Source organism: Mesorhizobium sp. CO1-1-8, from assembly GCF_020164875.1.
Classification (GTDB): Bacteria; Pseudomonadota; Alphaproteobacteria; order Rhizobiales; family Rhizobiaceae; genus Mesorhizobium.
Genome location: NZ_JAIUGZ010000009.1, coordinates 225066 through 242890, shown reverse-complemented (window position 1 = coordinate 242890; position 17825 = coordinate 225066). Strand labels below are relative to the sequence as shown.

Here is a 17825-nt window from a genome sequence, read left to right as displayed (position 1 = left end):
GCTCTCAGGAGCGTAGATTGCGACTGACAGCCCGCTCGCGGATGGTACCGCCGATGGCAGGCAGCACGCCGAAGAGAAGCAACTGTGCGGTTCCTCCGATGCCAGAAACCGCGGAGAGAATGAACGCCGCAAGCAATCCCAGCGCCGCGCCCAAGACGTATGGCAGGTAGCTTCGCATAAGCTCGTCCTGGAACAATTGGTGCATCAAGTCTGTTGGAAATCGACTCGAAGTGCAAGTGCATCCGACCGCACCGCATGGCAACGAACTCGGGTTAACGGGTTCCTTCGGAGCCTCGCTGGCGCGTTGGCTGACGGAGCATCAAACGAAAACCCGCCTGTGCGGCGGGTCACTGGCGCAAATCAGCACCATGGCCAAATATGTACCATAGCTGAGGGCACCGAGTCAAGAAAAAATTCCTATCGTGAAAAGCTGCCGCTCGGTGCCATTGGACGGCCCGGGGCCTTCCGGGGACACCGTCTAGAACGCCGTCCGCACCCTCAGCCGCAGGATCGTCAGCAGGCTGAAGCCTCGCACCAGCAGGAAGACGTGCAGCGCCGCCCAAAGTCCATTGTTGCCGAAGGCGGGTGCAAGGGTCAGCAGCGCGGCCGCGAAAACGAGGAACGACAGCAGCATCATGTTGCGCATGTCGCGGGACCAGGTCGCGCATGTCGCGGGACCAGGTCGCGCCGATGAAGACGCCATCCATCTGGAACGCCAGCACACCGCTCAGGGCCGTGAATGCCGCCCACGGCAGGTAGATGTCGGCCACCGAACGGACTTCCGCCGATGTCGTCACGAGAGCGACCAGATTGGCGCCACCAGACAGCATTACCAGCGTCGCGGCTCCCGCCAGTCCGAAACCCCAGAACAGCGTCAGCCGCACGGCCTGGCGGAACGGTGCGGCGGCACGTGCGCCGACGGCACGGCCCGCCAGCTGTTCGGCAGCGGTGGCAAAGCCATCGAGGAAATAGCCGGCGACGAGAAAGAAATTCATCAGCACGGCGTTGGCGGCCAGCGTCACCGTGCCGAACTGCGCGCCCTGGCGGGTGAACAATGCGAAGGCGGCGAGCAGCGAAAAAGAGCGGATCATGATGTCGCGGTTGAGCGACATCATGCGCAGGAAGGCGGCCATGTCGAGCAGGCGCTGGCGCGGCAACGGCGGGGCCGCGCGAAACCGGCGGACCACGATCGCCAGGCCGAGCAGCATGGCCAGGAACTCGCCGGTGACGGTCGCCCAGGCAACGCCGGCGACGCCCCAGCCAAGTTTCAGCCCAAGCAGGAAGCAGAGCGCGATGTTGATGCCGTTCAGCACCAGTTGCAGCACCAGCCCAAGCCCGCCCTCGCCGCGCCCCAGCACATAGCCGAGGATGGCATAGTTGATCAGCGAGAACGGTGCCGCGAGCAGCCTGATCCTGATGTAGACGCCCATCGCCTCGCTGACGCGCGGTTCGGCGCCCATGAACTTTTGCCCGGCGATGGCGACCAGCGGCGCAAGGGCAGCGAGCACTATGCCGGCGATAACCGCGACCAGCACGGCGCGCCAAAACACCGCCTGCTCCTCCAGGGCATCGCCACGCCCGAAAGCCTGGGCGACTAGGCCGGTGGTGCCCGAGCGCAGGAAATTGAAAGAGGTGAAGACGACGTCGAAGATCAATGCGCCGGCCGCAAGGCCGCCGAGCAGGGCGGCGTCGCCAAACTGGCCGACGACAGCCGTGTCGACCAGGCCGAGCATCGGCGTTGTCAGATAGGCAAGCGTCATCGGCACGGCGATGGCGAGCACGGAGCGGTTGGTGACGACAAAGGATCCGGGGTGAACCGGGGATCCCGAGAGGATTGGGGATCCGGCGTCGGCTGGAATTGCACCTTTGTCCAAGGATTGCTGCCTTGCTGATTGCGGCTTGATCGAACCGTGGATGTGCCCCATTTTCCGGCCACCGCGCAATCACCTATCCTTGACGGCCAACCGAAATCCCGGTCTGGCGTGAGCCAGCCGGATACGAGTTCATGCCTCTGCAGATCGTCCATCATCCCGACTACGACGCCGGCTTCGCCGTCAACCATCGCTTTCCGATGAGCAAATATCCGTTGCTGATGGACGCCTTGCGCGCTCGCGGACTGGCCGGATCCGACGCGCTCAGCACCGCCGACCCGGCGCCGGCGTCATGGCTGGAGCTTGCCCATGCGGCGGACTATGTCGACCAGGTCGTCAACTGCTGCGTGCCCGAAAAGATCGAACGCGAGATCGGTTTTCCGATCGGGCCCCGCGTCTCGCTGCGCGCGCAGCTTGCCACCGGAGGCACGGTGCTGGCGGCGCGGCTGGCCTTGCGCCACGGTATCGCCTGCAACACCGCCGGCGGCAGCCATCATGCGCGGCGCGCGCAAGGCGCGGGCTTCTGCACCTTCAACGATGTCGCCGTCGCCGCGCTGGTGCTGCTCGCCGAAGGCGCGGCACAAAACATCCTGGTCGTCGATCTCGACGTGCACCAGGGCGACGGCACGGCGGATATTCTCGCCGATGATCCGCGCGTGTTCACCTTTTCCATGCATGGCGACCGCAACTACCCCGCGCGCAAGATCGCCTCCGACCTCGATGTCGCGCTGCCCGATGGCACGGGTGACGCTGCCTACCTCGAGAGGCTGGCCGCCATCCTGCCGGAACTGTCCGCACAGGCCCATTGGGACATCGTGTTCTACAATGCCGGCGTCGACGTCCATGCCGGGGACAGGCTTGGCAGGCTGGCGCTATCGGATGACGGCCTGCGCGCCCGCGACGACATGGTCATCAGCCATTTTCGCGCGCAGGGCGTTCCGGTCTGTGGCGTCATCGGGGGTGGCTATTCAACTGATGTGCCCGCACTCGCGGCGCGCCACGCCATCCTGTTCGAGGTGGCCTCGGGCTACGCCCGGTAACTACTTCCGGTAGTTGGCGAGCCTCAACAGGATGAAGGCCGGCACGACGATCGCGGCGCCCAGCAGGATATAGCCGAGGAAGCGGTCGATGGCGTGGAAGCCGAGATTCCACAGGTCCATGAAGAACTTCTGGATGCCGTAGAGCACATCCATCGGCGACCAGCCGAAGGCATTCATGACCAGGCCGACGAGGAACGACACCACCAGCAGTTTCAGGATCACCTTGAGCGGCGAGTCGCCAAGAAAGCGCGTCAATGCGGACAAGGCCCATCTCCAGATTGAGGTATCAGACTTGGAAGGCGTCGGCCCAGACATACGCACTTGGCTTGCCCGCTTCAAGCCGGCAGTTTTGCGGGATGCCGGAGACCTGGAACGGGATGGCGTGGCCGCAAGCAGCGCAAGCCGCATGGCTAGCGGCGGCCTCGGTCGAACCCGCTGGCTTATCTGTTTTCTAACCAATTGCCGCTATTCCCAATCGAATAGCGGGAGCAAGGCTTTGGTGGAGACGGAGAAAAACACCGCGCGACGCGGCGTCATGCTGTCGGTGGTCATCCCATGCTACAACGAGCTGGATGGCGTGGCCGAACTGCATCGGCGGGTAACGGCCGCATGCCTTGAACAAGGCCCTTCCTACGAGATCGTCCTTGTCATCGATGGCGCGACCGACGGTACGCGCGAGGCCATTCTACAGCTGGCCGAAAAGGACGACCATGTCGTCGCCATCGACCTCGCCCGCAATTACGGCCACCAGATCGCGTTGAGCGCTGGGCTCGAATTCTGTCGCGGCCAGCGCATTCTCATTCTCGATGCCGACCTGCAGGATCCGCCTGAACTGCTCGGCGCGATGATGACGAAGATGAACGAAGGCTTCGATGTGGTTTACGGCCAGAGACTGACGCGCGATGGCGAAAGCTGGTTCAAGCTCGCCTCCGCGTCCATGTTCTATCGCTTGCTTCGCCGGATGGTCGACGTCGACATAGCCCCGAACACCGGTGATTTCCGGCTGATGAACCGTCGCGCGCTCGACCATCTGAACGCGATGCCAGAACGTTACAGGTTCATTCGCGGCATGGTGAGCTGGATCGGGCTGAGACAGGTGGCTTTCCCCTATGAGCGGCACCGCCGCTTTGCCGGCACCACCCACTATCCGCTGAAGAAAATGCTTCTTCTGGCGGTCGACGCGATGACCAGCTTCTCCATCGTGCCCTTGCGGTTCGCCTCGCTGCTCGGAATGATGTTCGGGCTCCTGGGGCTGGTCGTGCTCGGCTACACGCTGCTCGAATGGTCGGTCGGAAACGTGTTGCCCGGCTGGACCAGCCTTGCCGCGATCGTGCTGATCCTCGGCAGCGTCCAGCTTATGGTGCTCGGAATCTTCGGCGAGTATCTCGGGCGCATGTACATGGAGACAAAGCGGCGGCCGCTCTACTTCGTCAACGAGATCGTTTCGCGCAGCCAGGCAGTGGAGGACGGCGAATTGCCGATCCATCGCCTGCAGGAGATGGCAAAGAGGGCCGCACGTGCTTGAGGCGGAGTTCGACCAGTTTGCGCGGGAATATCAGGAGCAGCATGCCGCGAGCATAAGGCTGAGCGGCGAAAACCCGGATTTCTTCGCCAGGTACAAAATCGACGACGTCGCCGCGACGCTGCTGCGGGCCGGTGTCAAACCGCGACGAATACTGGATTTCGGCGCCGGCGTCGGCAATTCGCTCGGCCATATGCGCAACGCGTTTCCCGACGCGGAGATCACCTTGCTCGATCCTTCGCGGGAATCGCTCGACATCGCCAGCAAGCGCTTTCCCGACCAGGCCGCCTTCACGCATTTCGACGGCAAGACAATTCCCTTTGCCGACGGCAGCTTCGACCTGGCCTTCGCGGCCTGCGTCTTCCACCATATCCCCGAGGACCTGCAGATCGGACTGTTCGCCGAGATCGGCAGGGTGCTGGCCGATGGCGGCAGCTTCTTCGTCTTCGAACACAATCCTTGGAACCCGCTGACCACGCACGCGGTGAGAAACTGTGCCTTCGACGAAAATGCGGTTTTGATAAATTCGCGCGAGATGCGCAGGCGCATGGCCGAGGCGGGCCTCGCCAATACGAGGATCGTCTACCGGATCTTCTTTCCTCGGATGCTTGCGAGACTGAGGCCGTTCGAGCGCTTCCTCACCAAGATTCCTGTCGGAGCCCAATATTTTGCGCATGTGGTCAAGCCTGCCGTTTGACTTCCCGAGGATGCTGCGATTTGGCGCCGTCGGTCTGTTGAACACGGCGCTGGGATACGCCGTCATCCTGGCCGGGCTTGCGCTTGGTCTGGGCGACATCCTTGCCAACGCCACGGGTTATGCGGCCGGCCTTGTCCTCGGCTTCTTCCTGAACCGCCAATGGACCTTCAGCAGAGCCGATGGCTTCCAGCCCGGAACCGCGCTGCGCTATGGGGGTGTCTTTCTGGTCGCCTACAGCGTCAATCTGGCCGTCGTGATCGCCGCCCGTTCAGCAGGCATCGTCGAAAACCCGCTGGTCCACCTCGCGGGAATCTGCGTCTATTCGGTTGTTTTCTATCTTGGCTCGGCTCGCTTCGTGTTTGTGGGACGTGGGGACGACAGCACCGACCGCATAGTTCGGGTGGCCGACAAGCCTCGGCGGCAGCCCGCCAATCCAACGCCTTGAACCCAACTGTCACCGGAACCGATTAGAGGCGGCGCACCATGAACGACGCTCAGGCCAGTGCGGAGGCCGCGACATACAACGAGCGGAACAGGCTGATCTTCTGCCTGCTCGCGGCCTTGGCGATGGCGGGTGCGCTGGGTGCCCAGGCAGGCGCCACCCTGCAGGATCCCGACAGCTGGTGGCAAGTGAAGGTCGGTCTGGATTTCCTGAGTAACCGGACATTTCCCACCGTCGATCCTTATTCCTACACGTTTGCCGGCCAGCCCTGGATTGCCAAGGAATGGCTGGGGCAGGTCCTGCTGGCTCTTGCCTACCGGGCGGGCGGCTGGAACGGGGTCGTCACCGCGATCATCGCCTCGATCTCCCTGACGGTTTTCCTCATGGGGTGGTTTCTCAGCGCATGGCTGAAGCCGATCCTGGCGATTACGGTGGCGTTCGCGGCGGTGTTCCTGATCAACCCGATCTTCACGGCGCGTCCGCATGTGTTCACCTTCCCGATCATCGTCATCTGGACGGCGGTGCTCTTTGGTGCGGCAAGGGAAGAACGGGCGCCGCCCTGGTGGCTGCTTGTGCTGGTCGTGTTGTGGGCGAACCTGCACGCCACCTTCACCTTGAGCTTCGTCATCGCGGCTTTCGCCGGCCTCGATCTGCTGGCACGCACGGGCCTGTCAAAACGGGCCCTCCTGGCGAAGTGGATCGCGTTCGGTCTGCTTTGCCCGCTGGTCAGCCTGATCCACCCCTACGGCGTCCAGGCCATCCTGGCGACGCTCGCCGTGGCCTACGGCAATGAGGCCGTGTCGCTGATCATGGAATGGAAACCGTTCAATCCGCCGGACAGTCCCGTCCAGGAAGCGGCGATGCTGCTAGCGCTTTTCGGGCTATTGGTGTCCCGCTTGCGAATTGGCTGGGCCAAGGCGTTGTTCGTCGTCTTCACCTTGCATGTCTATCTCGCCCATGTGCGCTTCATGTATCTGTTCTTCCTGCTGATTCCGCTGGTGATGGCGGCCGAGGTCGCACAGCAATATCCCTCGCTTTCAGCCACCGCATGGCTGGCCGAAAAGCGCGACGGACTGGAAAGATTCTTCGCCAGGCGGTTCTACGCCATCTGCGGCATGGCAGCCGTTCTGCTGATCGGCGGGGTCGCCGTGCTCGGCAGCGCCTATCAGGTTGCGCCGAGCCCGAAGACATCGGCCAGCGGGGCGCTGGCATTCGCGCAAAGCCATCATCTATCCGGCAACGTGCTGAATTCCTACAATTTCGGCGGCACGCTGATTTTCCACGGGTTCAAGACTTATATCGACGGGCGGACGGACCAGTTGTTCCTGGGCGGTTTCACAAAGAGCGACAACGACACCGGACGCGGCGACGGCAAGCCGCTCCTCGAAGCCCGCCTGAAGAAATACGCGATAGGCTGGGCGCTGCTGTCGGCCGACGACAGCCGCATTCCCTTCTTCGACCAGTTGGGCTGGAAACGGGCCTATTCGGACGATTACGCGGTAATTTACCTGCCCGGCGCCTGATCCTGTCTGGCGCCGTGGCGAGCGCCGTTTTGGTGATTGCCCGAAGCCGGGCCCTCATGGTAACGAGGGGGCACGCGGGTATGATGTAATGGTAGCTTGTCAGCTTCCCAAGCTGAACGCGAGGGTTCGATTCCCTCTACCCGCTCCAGTCTAAGGCGCCAGAACCATTTCAGCGCCTGCCTGTTCGTCGAACACAACCGAGCAGCCTCGCGCAAGCGCCACCTTTGCGAGGGCGTTTGCCGCCACGTCATCCGATGAAACGAAATCGCCGGTCAACACCCGCAATTCTTCCACGCCTTCAGCCATGGACACGAAATTGCCGACCGATCGATCGTGCTTGCAGGCCTCGATCACGTAAAGCAGATCGATGATTTCGAAGCTGCGCATGTTCAGCCTCCAGAAGAAATCGTCCCTTGCAAGATCATCAACGCAGCGGCGGGAAGTAATGTTCCCAGTCGGCTTTCTGTAACCTCGGCCTGGCGGTGCTTCCGCCGGAGAAGCCTACCCGAGCTAGTCATCATCCCACCTCCCTCAGAATGAAGTCGTGCAGCATCTTGGCGGCCGGCGACAGCGCGCGATTCTTCACCGTGATCAGACTGTAGGGCCTGACCTCGATGTCGAATTCGGTCTGGACGATGTCGATGGCGCCGGCCAGCCCGTCAGGGTTCTGGATGAATTTCGCCACCTGGACAGAGACCGGAGCGATGGCATCGGACTGCGCGACCATGACCAGGGTCAGGAGCAGCGAACTGGTGTTCAGGATACGGTCCGGCAAAGCGATGTTGCGGTTGAGGAAGTTGCTCTCCATCGCCTGGCGCAAGGGCGAGCCGCCAGACTGGAAGACCCAGTCATAGGCGGCGGTCTCTTCCAGCCGCACCGCCTCGCCCTTGGTGAGAGGATGGCCCCGGCGCACGATCAGGCAGGCCTTCTCGACGCCGATGACGCGCGACTCGAACAGCCGCGGATTGAGATCGTCCGGGATGCGCGCGATGATGAAGTCATGGCGCGTGGCGATCAGCTCGCGTGCCAGCACATTGGAGGTCTCGACCTGCATGGTGATCTCGATGCGCGGATAGATGCGGCGGATTTCACGAATTGCCGGCACCGCCAGCTCGATTGCCGGCGCGGTCACGGCACCCAGGAAAACCGAACCACCCTTGCCCGACTTGAGCTCGGAAATCTCGCGGTCGACCTCGCGCATCTCCAGCAGGATCGAGCGCGCCCGCCTGGCCAAAGCCTTGCCATATGGCGTCAAGGTGATGCCGCGCGGCAGCCTCTCGCACAGCTTGACCTCCAGCACCGCCTCCATCTCCGCGATCATGCGCGAGGCCGCCGGCTGCGAAATGTTCAGAACCTGGGCTGCCGCGCTGACCCGGCCATGGTCGTCGAGCGCGACGATCATGCGCATGTGGCGCAGACTGAGACCGCTGCGCAGCAGGGTTTCGCCATCGCCCGGTGCTTCCCTGTAACCATTTGAAGCTGTTGTCGGATTCCCGAATGCCGCCATCGCTTTCCCTACCTAATGCTTACGCAAGACCGACATCGGGGTCAGCCCGTCACGTCGCAATACATATACCAGCGATGATATAGCAACCATCAAAGATCGCATTTGACAGTTATGGCAAAGACCCACACCCTTCGCGCGTTCCAAGACGTGTCGGTCGCTGACGAGAAAATCGTATCGATTGAATCAGCGTCTCGGGGCCATGGGAGGATACCGGAGATCGATATGACGGCAGCAGTGCCTTGGCGCTTCTGCACGATTGCGCGGCCCGCGACCCCCGGGGTGCCGCGTCCATCAAACAGGGAGAGTTAAAGTGAAAATCATCAAGACACTGGCCGCCGTCGCGGCCCTTGGCATCGCTGCCATGACCTACTCGGCGCACGCAGCCGACAAGGGTCTTGTCGGCGTGCTGATGCCGACCAAGACCTCGCAGCGCTGGATCAATGACGGCGATGCGGTCAAGTCCCAGCTCGAGGCTCTCGGCTACACCGTCGACCTGCAATACGCGCAGGACGACATCCCCAATCAGCTCAGCCAGCTGGAAAACGAGATCACCAAAGGCCCGAAGGCGCTGATCATCGCTTCGATCGACGGCACCACCCTGTCGGATGCTCTGCAGAAGGCCGCTGACGCGGGCGTCGTCGTCGTCGCCTATGACCGACTGATCAAGAAGACCGCCAATGTCGACTACTACACCACCTTCGACAATTTCGGCGTCGGCGTGATCCAGGCAAATTCACTGGTCAAGGGCCTCAAGGAGCGCTTCCCGAACACCAAGCCGTGGAACGTCGAACTGTTCGGCGGCTCGCCCGACGACAACAATGCCTTCTTCTTCTACAATGGCGCCATCTCCGTCCTGCAGCCGCTGATCGACGACGGCTCGATCAAGATCAAGTCCGGCCAGACCGGCATGGACAAGGTCGGCACGCTGCGTTGGCTCGCCGCCACCGCCCAGGCGCGCATGGACAATCTGCTGTCGGCCAACTATTCGGACGGCAGCCGCGTCGACGGCGTTCTGTCGCCTTATGACGGCCTGTCGCGCGGCATCACCGCCTCGCTGCGCGCCGTCGGCTACGGCACGGACGCACAGCCCTGGCCGATCGTGACCGGCCAGGACGCCGAGACCGCCTCGGTCAAGCTGATCATCTCGGGCGAGCAGTACTCGACCGTGTTCAAGGACACCCGCGAACTGGCCAAGGCCACCGTCGAACTCGTCGACAAGGTGCTCTCGGGCGGCAAGCCGGACGGCCTCGATGAAAAGACCTACAACAACGACGTCAAGGTCGTTCCCTCGATCCTGTTGACGCCGCATGAGGTTGACAAGTCGAACTACCAGGCGCTGGTCGTCGACTCCGGCTACATCAAGGCCGACGAACTGAAGTAATCCCGGTTACAAAGTCAGGGGGTCCTGCGCAACGCAGGGCCCCTTTTCGTTCACCAGCGAGCCCGGTATTGTCATCGACCTCGCCGGCAATGTTTGCCGAGCTCTCAAGGAGCGGTAGTCCCCATGGCCCCGACGATTTTGGAGATGCGCGACATCACCAAGACGTTCCCTGGCGTGAAGGCGCTGTCGAACGTCAATCTCAGTGTCGAGGAAGGCGAGATCCATGCCGTGGTCGGCGAAAACGGCGCCGGCAAATCGACGCTGATGAAGGTGCTGTCGGGCGTCTATCCCTCCGGCACCTATGACGGCCAGATCATCTTCCAGGGCCAGGAATGCCAGTTCAAAGGCATCCATGACAGCGAACACAAGGGCATCGTCATCATCCACCAGGAGCTTGCGCTGGTGCCGATGCTGTCGATCGCGGAAAACATCTTCCTCGGCAACGAACACGCCAAATTCGGCGTCATCGACTGGGATGCCAACGAGGCGCGCACCGGTGCGCTGTTGAAGAAGGTGGGCCTCAAGGAGGACCCCAAGACGCTGATCACCAACATCGGCGTCGGCAAGCAGCAGCTGGTGGAAATCGCCAAGGCGCTGAGCAAGGAAGTCAAGCTGCTGATTCTGGACGAGCCGACGGCTTCGCTGAGCGAGAAGGACAGCCAGGCGTTGCTCGACCTTTTGCTCGAATTCAAGCGGCAAGGCATGACCTCGATCCTGATTTCGCACAAGCTCAACGAGGTGAACCGGGTCGCCGACAAGGTGACGGTGATCCGTGACGGGCGCACCATCGAGACGCTGGCCAAGAAGGACATCTCGGAAGACCGCATCATCACTTCGATGGTCGGCCGCTCACTCGACGACCGCTATCCGCCGCGCGAGCCCGACATCGGCGAGGTCGTGTTCGAAGTGAAGAACTGGTCGGTCTATCACCCGATCCATGCCGAGCGGCAGGTGATCAAGGGTATCGACATCAATGTCCGCAAGGGCGAAGTGGTGGGCATTGCCGGGCTGATGGGCGCTGGCCGCACCGAATTCGCCATGAGCCTGTTCGGCCGTTCCTATGGCCGCCGCATCTCCGGCGAGGTGCTGCTCAAAGGCAAGCCGATCGACGTATCCTCTGTGAGCAAGGCGGTCCAACACGGCATCGCCTACGTCACCGAGGACCGCAAGACTTACGGTCTCAATCTCATCGACCATATCAAGCACAACATCACGCTGGCCAATCTTGGCGGCGTGTCGCGCCACAGCGTGATCGACGACATGCGCGAGCTCGCCGTTGCCAACGATTATCGCAAGAAGACCAATATCCGCGCGTCCAGCGTCTATCAGATGACCGGCAATCTCTCCGGCGGCAACCAGCAGAAGGTGGTGCTGTCGAAATGGCTGTTCGCCGACCCCGACGTGCTGATCCTCGACGAGCCGACACGCGGCATCGATGTCGGCGCCAAGTACGAAATCTATACGATCATCGCGCGACTCGCCTCGGAGGGTAAGGCGATCGTGGTCATCTCGTCGGAAATGCCGGAATTGCTCGGCATCACCGACCGCATCTACGTCATGAACGAAGGGCGCATCGTGGGCGAAATGCCCGCCGCGGAAGCAAGCCAGGAAAAAATAATGCGCGCCATCGTTCGTGGAGAAGGAAAAGCAGCATGAGTACCGAAAGCGCCCCCGCCCCGCAGGGCAAAGTCGCCGAAGACGTGCAGCAGGGTCCACGCATCGCCGTCTCGGCGCTGGCGACGAACCTGCGCGAGTACGGCCTGATCCTGGCGCTTATCGCCATCATGGTGTTCTTCCAGTTCACCACGAACGGAACGCTGTTCAAGCCGGTGAACCTCAGCAATCTGGTGCAGCAGAACTCGTTCATCATCGTGATGGCGCTGGGCATGCTGCTGGTGATCGTCTCCGGCCATATCGACCTAAGTGTCGGATCGGTGGCGGGCTTCATCGGCGCGCTGGCGGCGATGATGATGGTCATCTGGCCGCTCGGTCCGTTCAGCAATCCGCTGGTGGTGTCGATCATCTGCCTGATCGTGGGCGGCGCGATCGGCGCCGCGCAAGGCTACTGGATCGCCTATCACCGAATACCGAGCTTCATCGTCACGCTGGCCGGCATGCTGATCTTCCGCGGCATCTGCCAGGCCCTGCTGGGCGGCGGATCCTCGGTGGGACCGCTACCCGATGGCTTCAAAGCGCTCAGCTCCGGCTTCATCCCGGATGTCATCGGGCCACTGACCCTGATCCCGCCGACGGTGAACCCGGCCGGCAAGACCATCATGGGCAGCGGCCTGACGCTGCACATGACGACGATCGTGCTGGGCCTGATCGCCGTGCTGGCCTATGCCTATTTCGGGGTGAGGACGCGCCGCAAGCGCGAGCGCCATGGCTATGAGGCCGAGCCCTTTGCCCTGTTCGTCGTCAAGACGCTGGTCGGCAGCGCGCTGGCGCTGTTCCTGGTCTACCAGTTCGCCAGCTACAGGGGCCTGCCGGTGGTGCTGCTCGTCATGGGCGTGCTGATCTCGCTGTTCGTCTTCGTCACCAAGCGCATGACCATCGGCCGCCGCATCTATGCCATGGGCGGCAATGCCAAGGCCGCGCAGCTGTCGGGCATCAAGACAGAGCGGCTGACGCTGATGGTTTTCGTCAATATGGGCGTGCTGTCGGCGCTCGGCGGCCTGATCATCGCGGCGCGACTGGGACAGGCGGTGCCGGCTGCGGGCCTCGGCAGCGAGCTCGACGTCATTGCCGCCGTCTTCATCGGCGGCGCTTCGGCGATGGGCGGCGTCGGTCAGGTCATCGGCGCGGTCGTCGGCGGCTTCATCATGGGCGTGATGAACAACGGCATGTCGATCATGGGGGTCAATGTCGACTGGCAGCAGGTGGTCAAAGGCCTGGTGCTGCTCGGTGCCGTGATCTTCGACGTCTACAACAAGAACAAGGCTTGAACGGGCTTAAGCGCAATCCGAGGAAAAGTGTGAAACGGTTTTCCGCCCGGAGTTGCGCCAGGACAATGAGTTAGAGCGGTTCGCCGTTTCCGTGAAACGGTGGACTGCTCTAGGCGAGGCAAGCAGGAGGCATACGATCGCGGCGCTGCCGGCAAACCCGCCGGTAACAGAAGTCCCTGAGGGACCAGGCCCGCGAGCGCAATCCGAACTGAGAATTTAAACCGTGGCATGGACGAGGTCCCGGCCGCGCTGAGCAAGGTCTGCCCTTTTGGCAGCCCTGCCAAGGCAAATGAGAGAGGATTCATCATGCTGATCTCCCAGATCCTTGACGACGCCGAGACCATCCGCGTCGTTGCCCGCAATGGCGGCAAGACCCGGATCATCAATGGCGCCCGCAGCGTCTATTCGCTGGCGATGGAGGCCGCCCGCACCGGCGTCGGCCTCGTCGCGCTGATCGAACGCAAGGGGCTTGGCGAAACGGTCGATCTCGAGGCCGCTTACAAGAAGGGGCGGCTGCTGTCGCCGATCAACCACCCCGATCCGGCGCATCTGCACCTGACCGGCACCGGGCTGACGCATCTCGGCTCCGCCGCGACGCGCGATTCCATGCACAAGAAGCTGAGCGCCGACGGCGAGGAGCAGCTCACCGATTCCATGAAGATGTTCCGCATGGGGCTGGAGGGCGGCAAGCCGGCGAAAGGCCAGATCGGCGTGCAGCCGGAATGGTTCTACAAGGGCAATGGCACGATGGCGGTGGCACCGGGTGCCGCACTTCTGTCACCGGCCTTTGCCAAGGACGCCGGCGAAGAGCCCGAGGTGGCCGGCATCTATGTCATCGGCGACGACGGCGCACCTTTCCGCGTCGGCTTCACGCTGTCGAACGAGTTTTCCGACCACGTCACCGAGCGCGTGAATTATCTGTTCCTCGCCCATTCCAAGCTGCGCAACGCCTCGTTCGGGCCGGAGATCCTGATCGGCGACCTGCCGTCCGACATCCGCGGCACCTCGCGCATCGTGCGCGACAGCGAGATGCTGTGGGAAAAGCCGTTCCTGTCCGGCGAAGCGAACATGTCGCACACCATCGCCAATCTCGAACATCATCATTTCAAATACGCGGCCTTCCGCCAGCCGGGAGACGTGCATGTGCACATGTTCGGTACGGCGACGCTGTCCTTCGCCGACGGCATCAGGACCGAGGCCGGCGATGTCTTCGAGATCGAGGCCGGGGATTTCGGCCTGCCGCTGCGCAATCCGCTCGAGATCGAGCAGCCGGTGCAGGTGGCGGTGAAGGCGCTGTAGAAAGGGCGATCTCCCCCTTGAGGGGGAGATGTCGCCGAAGGCGACAGAGGGGGTCGTCGCGCGTGGAGCGCCAACCTCCATCTGTCGCAAGAAGGTTGCATCCGGTCGAACCGCCCCCCTCTGGCCTGCCGGCCATCTCCCCCACGAGGGGGGAGATTTCTGCTCAATAAATATCGAAGTCGAAATACTTGGCCTGGATCTTCTTGTAGGTGCCGTCGGCGACGATCGCGTCGATGGCCGCGTTGAGCTTGTCGCGCAGGGCCGTGTCGTCCAGGCGCACGGCAATGCCGGCCTGGGTCTCGGTGCCCTTGACGTCGCCGACCAGTTTGCAGCAGCCGTCGCTTGCCTTCTTGAGCCAATCCATAAGCACGAACTTGTCCGAGATCACGGCGTCAAGACGACCATTGGTCAGGTCTGTGATCGCCTCTTCCTGGGTGGGATAGAGTTTGGCCTCCGCGCCCGCCTTGCCATATTCATTCTGGGCATAATCGGCCTGCGTGGTCGAAGCCTGGGCGCCGACCGTCTTGCCGGCAAGGGCCACCGGTTCGGTCGAGGTCAGGTCGCTGTCCTTCGGCGCCACCAGAGCGAGCGGAGTCGTATAATATTTGTTGGTGAAGGCGACCTGCTTCTTGCGTTCCTCGGTGATGCTCATCGAGGCGATGATGGCGTCGAACTTCTTCGCCTGCAAAGCGGGAATGATGCCGTCCCAGTCCTGGGTGACGATCTCGCACTCGACCTTCATCTGCGCGCACAGCGCGTTGGCGATGTCGATGTCGAAGCCTTCGACCTTGCCGTCGGCGGTAATGGTGTTGAACGGCGGATAGGCGCCCTCGGTGCCGATCTTGATTTTTTCAGCTGCCTGCGCCGCCAAAGAGCCGGCCGCCATCACCAGCATGGCAGCGCCCGCTGCCGATATGACCCATTTCGAAAAATGCATTTTCTTGGTTCCCCTTGAACGCCGCCAGCTTGACGGGCGGCAAGGCAGCCAAGCATGGCGAGCCGGTACAGGCAAGGATTTTGCCTGACGGCGACAGGCGCTCAGCGCGCGGCGCGGAAATGCTTGGACAGTTTCAGGCCCTGCGCCTGATAGTTGGAACCGAGATCGGTGCCGTAGAGTGCCTGCGGCCGCTTCAGCATATGCTCGTAGACCAGCCGGCCGACAATCTGGCCGTGGTCGAGGATGAACGGCACTTCGTGGCTGCGCACTTCGAGCACGGCCCGGCTGCCGGTGCCACCGGACGCCGAGTGGCCGAAGCCCGGATCGAAGAAGCCGGCATAGTGGACGCGGAATTCGCCGACCAGCGGATCGAAGGGCGTCATCTCGGCGGCGTAGAGCGGCGGCACGTGCACCGCTTCCTGGCTGACGAGGATGTAGAATTCATCGGGGTCGAGCACCAGTTCGCCGGCGCCGCTCTTGTGGATCGGCTCCCAGAAATCGACGACTTCCTGGGCCGCGCGCTTGTCGACATCGACGAGGCCGGTGTGATGCTTGCCGCGATAGCCGACCAGGCCGTTTTGATCGCCGTTGAGGTCGATCGACAGCGCGATGCCGCCGCCGGAAATGTTCGGCGGCTCGGTGGCGACCAGCATCTCGGTGCGATGCAGGTCGTGCAACTCGGTTTCGGAGAGCAGCGCATTGCCGGTGCGGAAACGGATCTGCGACAGGCGTGAGCCGGTGCGAACGACGATCGGGAAGGTGCGCGGGCTGACCTCCAGAAAGAGCGGGCCATGATAGCCGGCCGCGATCTTGTCGAACTCGTGGCCGCGATCGGTCATGACGCGGGTGAAGATGTCGAGCCGCCCGGTCGAGCTCTTCGGATTGGCCGAGGCCGAAATATCTGCCGGCAGCGCCAGGCTTTCAAGCAAGGGCACGATGTAGACGCAGCCGGTCTCCAGCACCGCGCCCTCGGCAAGATTGATCTCGTGCAGCTGCAGCCGGTCGAGCTTTTCCGAGACCTTGTGGTTGGGGCCGGGCAGGAAGGAGGCCCGCACCCGCCAGGCCTTGTCGCCGAGCCTGAGATCAAGGCTGGCCGGCTGGATCTGGTCGGCGTCGAGGGCACGCGCCGACTTCAGCGCGCCGGACTGGAACAGCGCCGATATGTCCTGATCGGGAAGAATGCCTGTCTGCCGCAAAGCTGGCTCGCTCCAAGACCGGACGATTTTCTTGTCGCAGGTTCTTGCGGCAAAACCGTGGAACACTTTTGCCGAACCTGCTTGGTACAAACCTCTTAATGAAGCCGGCAATTGACGCAAGCGTGGCGCGGGTCTAAAGGGTCGTTATCCCGTGGTGATTTGGCCGGTCGGCTTGCAGCCACGTTAAACAAGTCGCTAAAGGACCGTCGGGCCGCAAGGCCGTATGGACCGGTTGCGACTTTCGCGGCCGGTTTTTTTGTGTCTGGAAGAAGAGCGATGAGCACCAAGAAGCACAACTGGAAGCCACAGACGGCACTCGTGCACAGCGGAACGCTGCGTTCCGGTTTCGGCGAAACGTCGGAAGCGATTTACCTCACCCAGGGCTATGTCTACGAAACCGCGCAGGCGGCCGAAGCCCGTTTCAAGGGCGAGGAGCCAGGCTTCATCTATTCGCGCTACGCCAATCCGACCGTCGACATGTTCGAAAAGCGCATGTGCGCCCTGGAAGGCGCCGAAGACGCGCGCGCCACCGCGTCGGGCATGGCGGCGGTGACGGCGGCGCTTCTGTGCAGCGCCAAGGCCGGCGACCATATCGTGGCGGCGCGTGCGCTGTTCGGCTCCTGCCGCTGGGTGGTCGAGACGCTGGCGCCGAGATACGGCATCGAAGCGACGCTGGTCGACGGCACCGACATCGCCAACTGGGAAAAGGCGGTCAAGCCGAACACCAAGCTGTTCTTCCTGGAAAGCCCGACCAATCCGACATTGGAAGTGGTCGATATCGCCGCCGTCGCTTCGCTTGCCAATTCGATCGGCGCAAGGCTGATCGTCGACAATGTCTTTGCCACGCCTTTGCAGCAAAAGCCCTTGCAGCTCGGTGCCCATATCGTCGTCTATTCGGCGACCAAGCACATAGACGGCCAGGGGCGCTGTCTCGGCGGCGTGATCCTGTCGGACAAGAAGTGGATCGACGAGAACCTGCATGACTATTTCCGCCATACCGGCCCAAGCCTTTCGCCCTTCAACGCCTGGACGCTGCTGAAGGGCCTGGAGACGCTGCCGCTGCGTGTGCGCCAGCAGACGGAAAGCGCGGGCCGGATCGCGGATTTCTTGGCCGAGCGGCCGGAGATCGCCCGCGTCATCTATCCCGGCCGCGCCGACCATCCGCAGGCCGATATCGTCAAGAAGCAGATGTCGGGCGGCTCGACGCTGATCTGCCTGGACGTCAAGGGCGGCAAGCAGTCGGCGTTCGCCTTGCAGAACGCGCTCGACATCGTCTTGATCTCCAACAATCTCGGCGATGCCAAGAGCCTGATCACCCATCCGGCGACGACGACGCACAAGAATCTGACTGACGAGGCACGCGCCGAGCTCGGCATCGGGCCGGGCACGCTCAGGCTCTCGGTCGGCTTGGAAGACACCGACGATCTGCTCGAGGACATCGCGCAGGCGCTGAAGGCCAGGTAAG

The 17825-nt window shown here is 62.6% G+C and carries 16 protein-coding genes, 1 tRNA gene, 1 pseudogene and 1 riboswitch; of the genes and pseudogenes, 11 read left to right on the top strand and 7 right to left on the bottom strand.

Annotated elements, in window-relative coordinates:
* Positions 1-4 precede the first annotated feature (4 nt).
* Positions 5-178, bottom strand: a complete 174-nt coding sequence (locus LB558_RS19635; protein WP_224699053.1) for a hypothetical protein — start codon at positions 176-178, stop codon at positions 5-7.
* A 300-nt stretch (positions 179-478) separates the two neighbouring features.
* Positions 479-1874, bottom strand: a pseudogene (locus LB558_RS19630) (MATE family efflux transporter).
* Between the two features lie 131 nt (positions 1875-2005).
* On the opposite strand from LB558_RS19630, the gene LB558_RS19625 reads away from it, so the two are divergent.
* Positions 2006-2911, top strand: a complete 906-nt coding sequence (locus LB558_RS19625) for a histone deacetylase (RefSeq protein WP_224699052.1) — start codon at positions 2006-2008, stop codon at positions 2909-2911.
* Here the strand turns inward: LB558_RS19625 and LB558_RS19620 are convergent, their stop codons facing one another.
* On the bottom strand, positions 2912-3175 hold the full coding sequence (locus LB558_RS19620; protein ID WP_224699051.1) for a DUF6460 domain-containing protein: 264 nt from the start codon (positions 3173-3175) through the stop codon (positions 2912-2914).
* Between the two features lie 271 nt (positions 3176-3446).
* Here LB558_RS19620 and LB558_RS19615 point away from each other — a divergent pair, with 271 nt between their 5' ends.
* The 5 genes from LB558_RS19615 (at position 3447) to LB558_RS19595 (ending at position 7243) form a co-directional block, all read left to right on the top strand.
* On the top strand, positions 3447-4436 hold the full coding sequence (locus LB558_RS19615; protein ID WP_224699092.1) for a glycosyltransferase family 2 protein: 990 nt from the start codon (positions 3447-3449) through the stop codon (positions 4434-4436).
* Positions 4429-5130 carry a class I SAM-dependent methyltransferase gene (locus tag LB558_RS19610; protein WP_224699050.1) on the top strand — a complete coding sequence of 234 codons (702 nt, stop codon included), beginning with the start codon at positions 4429-4431 and terminating at the stop codon, positions 5128-5130. Before LB558_RS19615 ends, LB558_RS19610 begins: the two co-directional genes overlap by 8 nt.
* Complete coding sequence (locus LB558_RS19605; RefSeq protein ID WP_224699091.1) at positions 5108-5575, top strand: GtrA family protein; 468 nt, start codon at positions 5108-5110, stop codon at positions 5573-5575. Before LB558_RS19610 ends, LB558_RS19605 begins: the two co-directional genes overlap by 23 nt.
* Before the next feature lie 38 nt (positions 5576-5613).
* Positions 5614-7095: a hypothetical protein gene (locus tag LB558_RS19600; protein ID WP_224699049.1), complete on the top strand. Its 1482-nt coding sequence runs from the start codon at positions 5614-5616 to the stop codon at positions 7093-7095.
* A gap of 74 nt (positions 7096-7169) precedes the next feature.
* Positions 7170-7243 (top strand) — tRNA-Gly (locus LB558_RS19595).
* Between the two features lie 2 nt (positions 7244-7245).
* On the opposite strand, the gene LB558_RS19590 is transcribed toward LB558_RS19595, so the two are convergent.
* Both LB558_RS19590 and LB558_RS19585 read right to left on the bottom strand, forming a co-directional pair.
* Positions 7246-7482, bottom strand: a complete 237-nt coding sequence (locus LB558_RS19590) for a hypothetical protein (protein ID WP_127256788.1) — start codon at positions 7480-7482, stop codon at positions 7246-7248.
* Positions 7483-7612: 130 nt separating this feature from the next.
* A complete protein-coding gene (locus LB558_RS19585; protein WP_224699048.1) occupies positions 7613-8602 on the bottom strand; it encodes a LysR family transcriptional regulator in 990 nt (329 codons plus the stop codon).
* Between the two features lie 310 nt (positions 8603-8912).
* Here LB558_RS19585 and chvE point away from each other — a divergent pair, with 310 nt between their 5' ends.
* From chvE to araD1, 4 genes are all read left to right on the top strand, one after another.
* On the top strand, positions 8913-9983 hold the full coding sequence (gene chvE / locus LB558_RS19580; RefSeq protein WP_224699047.1) for a multiple monosaccharide ABC transporter substrate-binding protein: 1071 nt from the start codon (positions 8913-8915) through the stop codon (positions 9981-9983).
* 123 nt (positions 9984-10106) lie between these two features.
* Complete coding sequence (mmsA, locus tag LB558_RS19575; protein WP_224699046.1) at positions 10107-11639, top strand: multiple monosaccharide ABC transporter ATP-binding protein; 1533 nt, start codon at positions 10107-10109, stop codon at positions 11637-11639.
* Entirely contained in the window at positions 11636-12928 is a 1293-nt protein-coding gene (gene mmsB, locus LB558_RS19570; protein ID WP_224699045.1) for a multiple monosaccharide ABC transporter permease, read from the top strand. Before mmsA ends, mmsB begins: the two co-directional genes overlap by 4 nt.
* Before the next feature lie 306 nt (positions 12929-13234).
* The gene (araD1, locus tag LB558_RS19565) at positions 13235-14227 is read left to right on the top strand and encodes an AraD1 family protein (RefSeq protein WP_224699044.1); all 993 of its coding nucleotides are present in this window, start codon (positions 13235-13237) and stop codon (positions 14225-14227) included.
* Between the two features lie 163 nt (positions 14228-14390).
* On the opposite strand, the gene LB558_RS19560 is transcribed toward araD1, so the two are convergent.
* Together LB558_RS19560 and LB558_RS19555 are read right to left on the bottom strand one after the other, a co-directional pair.
* Positions 14391-15164, bottom strand: coding sequence for an ABC transporter substrate-binding protein (locus LB558_RS19560; RefSeq protein ID WP_224699043.1), 774 nt, complete (start codon positions 15162-15164; stop codon positions 14391-14393).
* Positions 15165-15265: 101 nt separating this feature from the next.
* A complete protein-coding gene (locus LB558_RS19555; RefSeq protein ID WP_224699042.1) occupies positions 15266-16360 on the bottom strand; it encodes a 2'-deoxycytidine 5'-triphosphate deaminase in 1095 nt (364 codons plus the stop codon).
* 141 nt (positions 16361-16501) lie between these two features.
* Positions 16502-16579, top strand: a riboswitch (SAM riboswitch).
* Positions 16580-16636: 57 nt separating this feature from the next.
* On the opposite strand from LB558_RS19555, the gene LB558_RS19550 reads away from it, so the two are divergent.
* The gene (locus tag LB558_RS19550) at positions 16637-17824 is read left to right on the top strand and encodes an O-succinylhomoserine sulfhydrylase (RefSeq protein WP_224699041.1); all 1188 of its coding nucleotides are present in this window, start codon (positions 16637-16639) and stop codon (positions 17822-17824) included.
* The last annotated feature ends 1 nt before the right edge of the window (position 17825 follow it).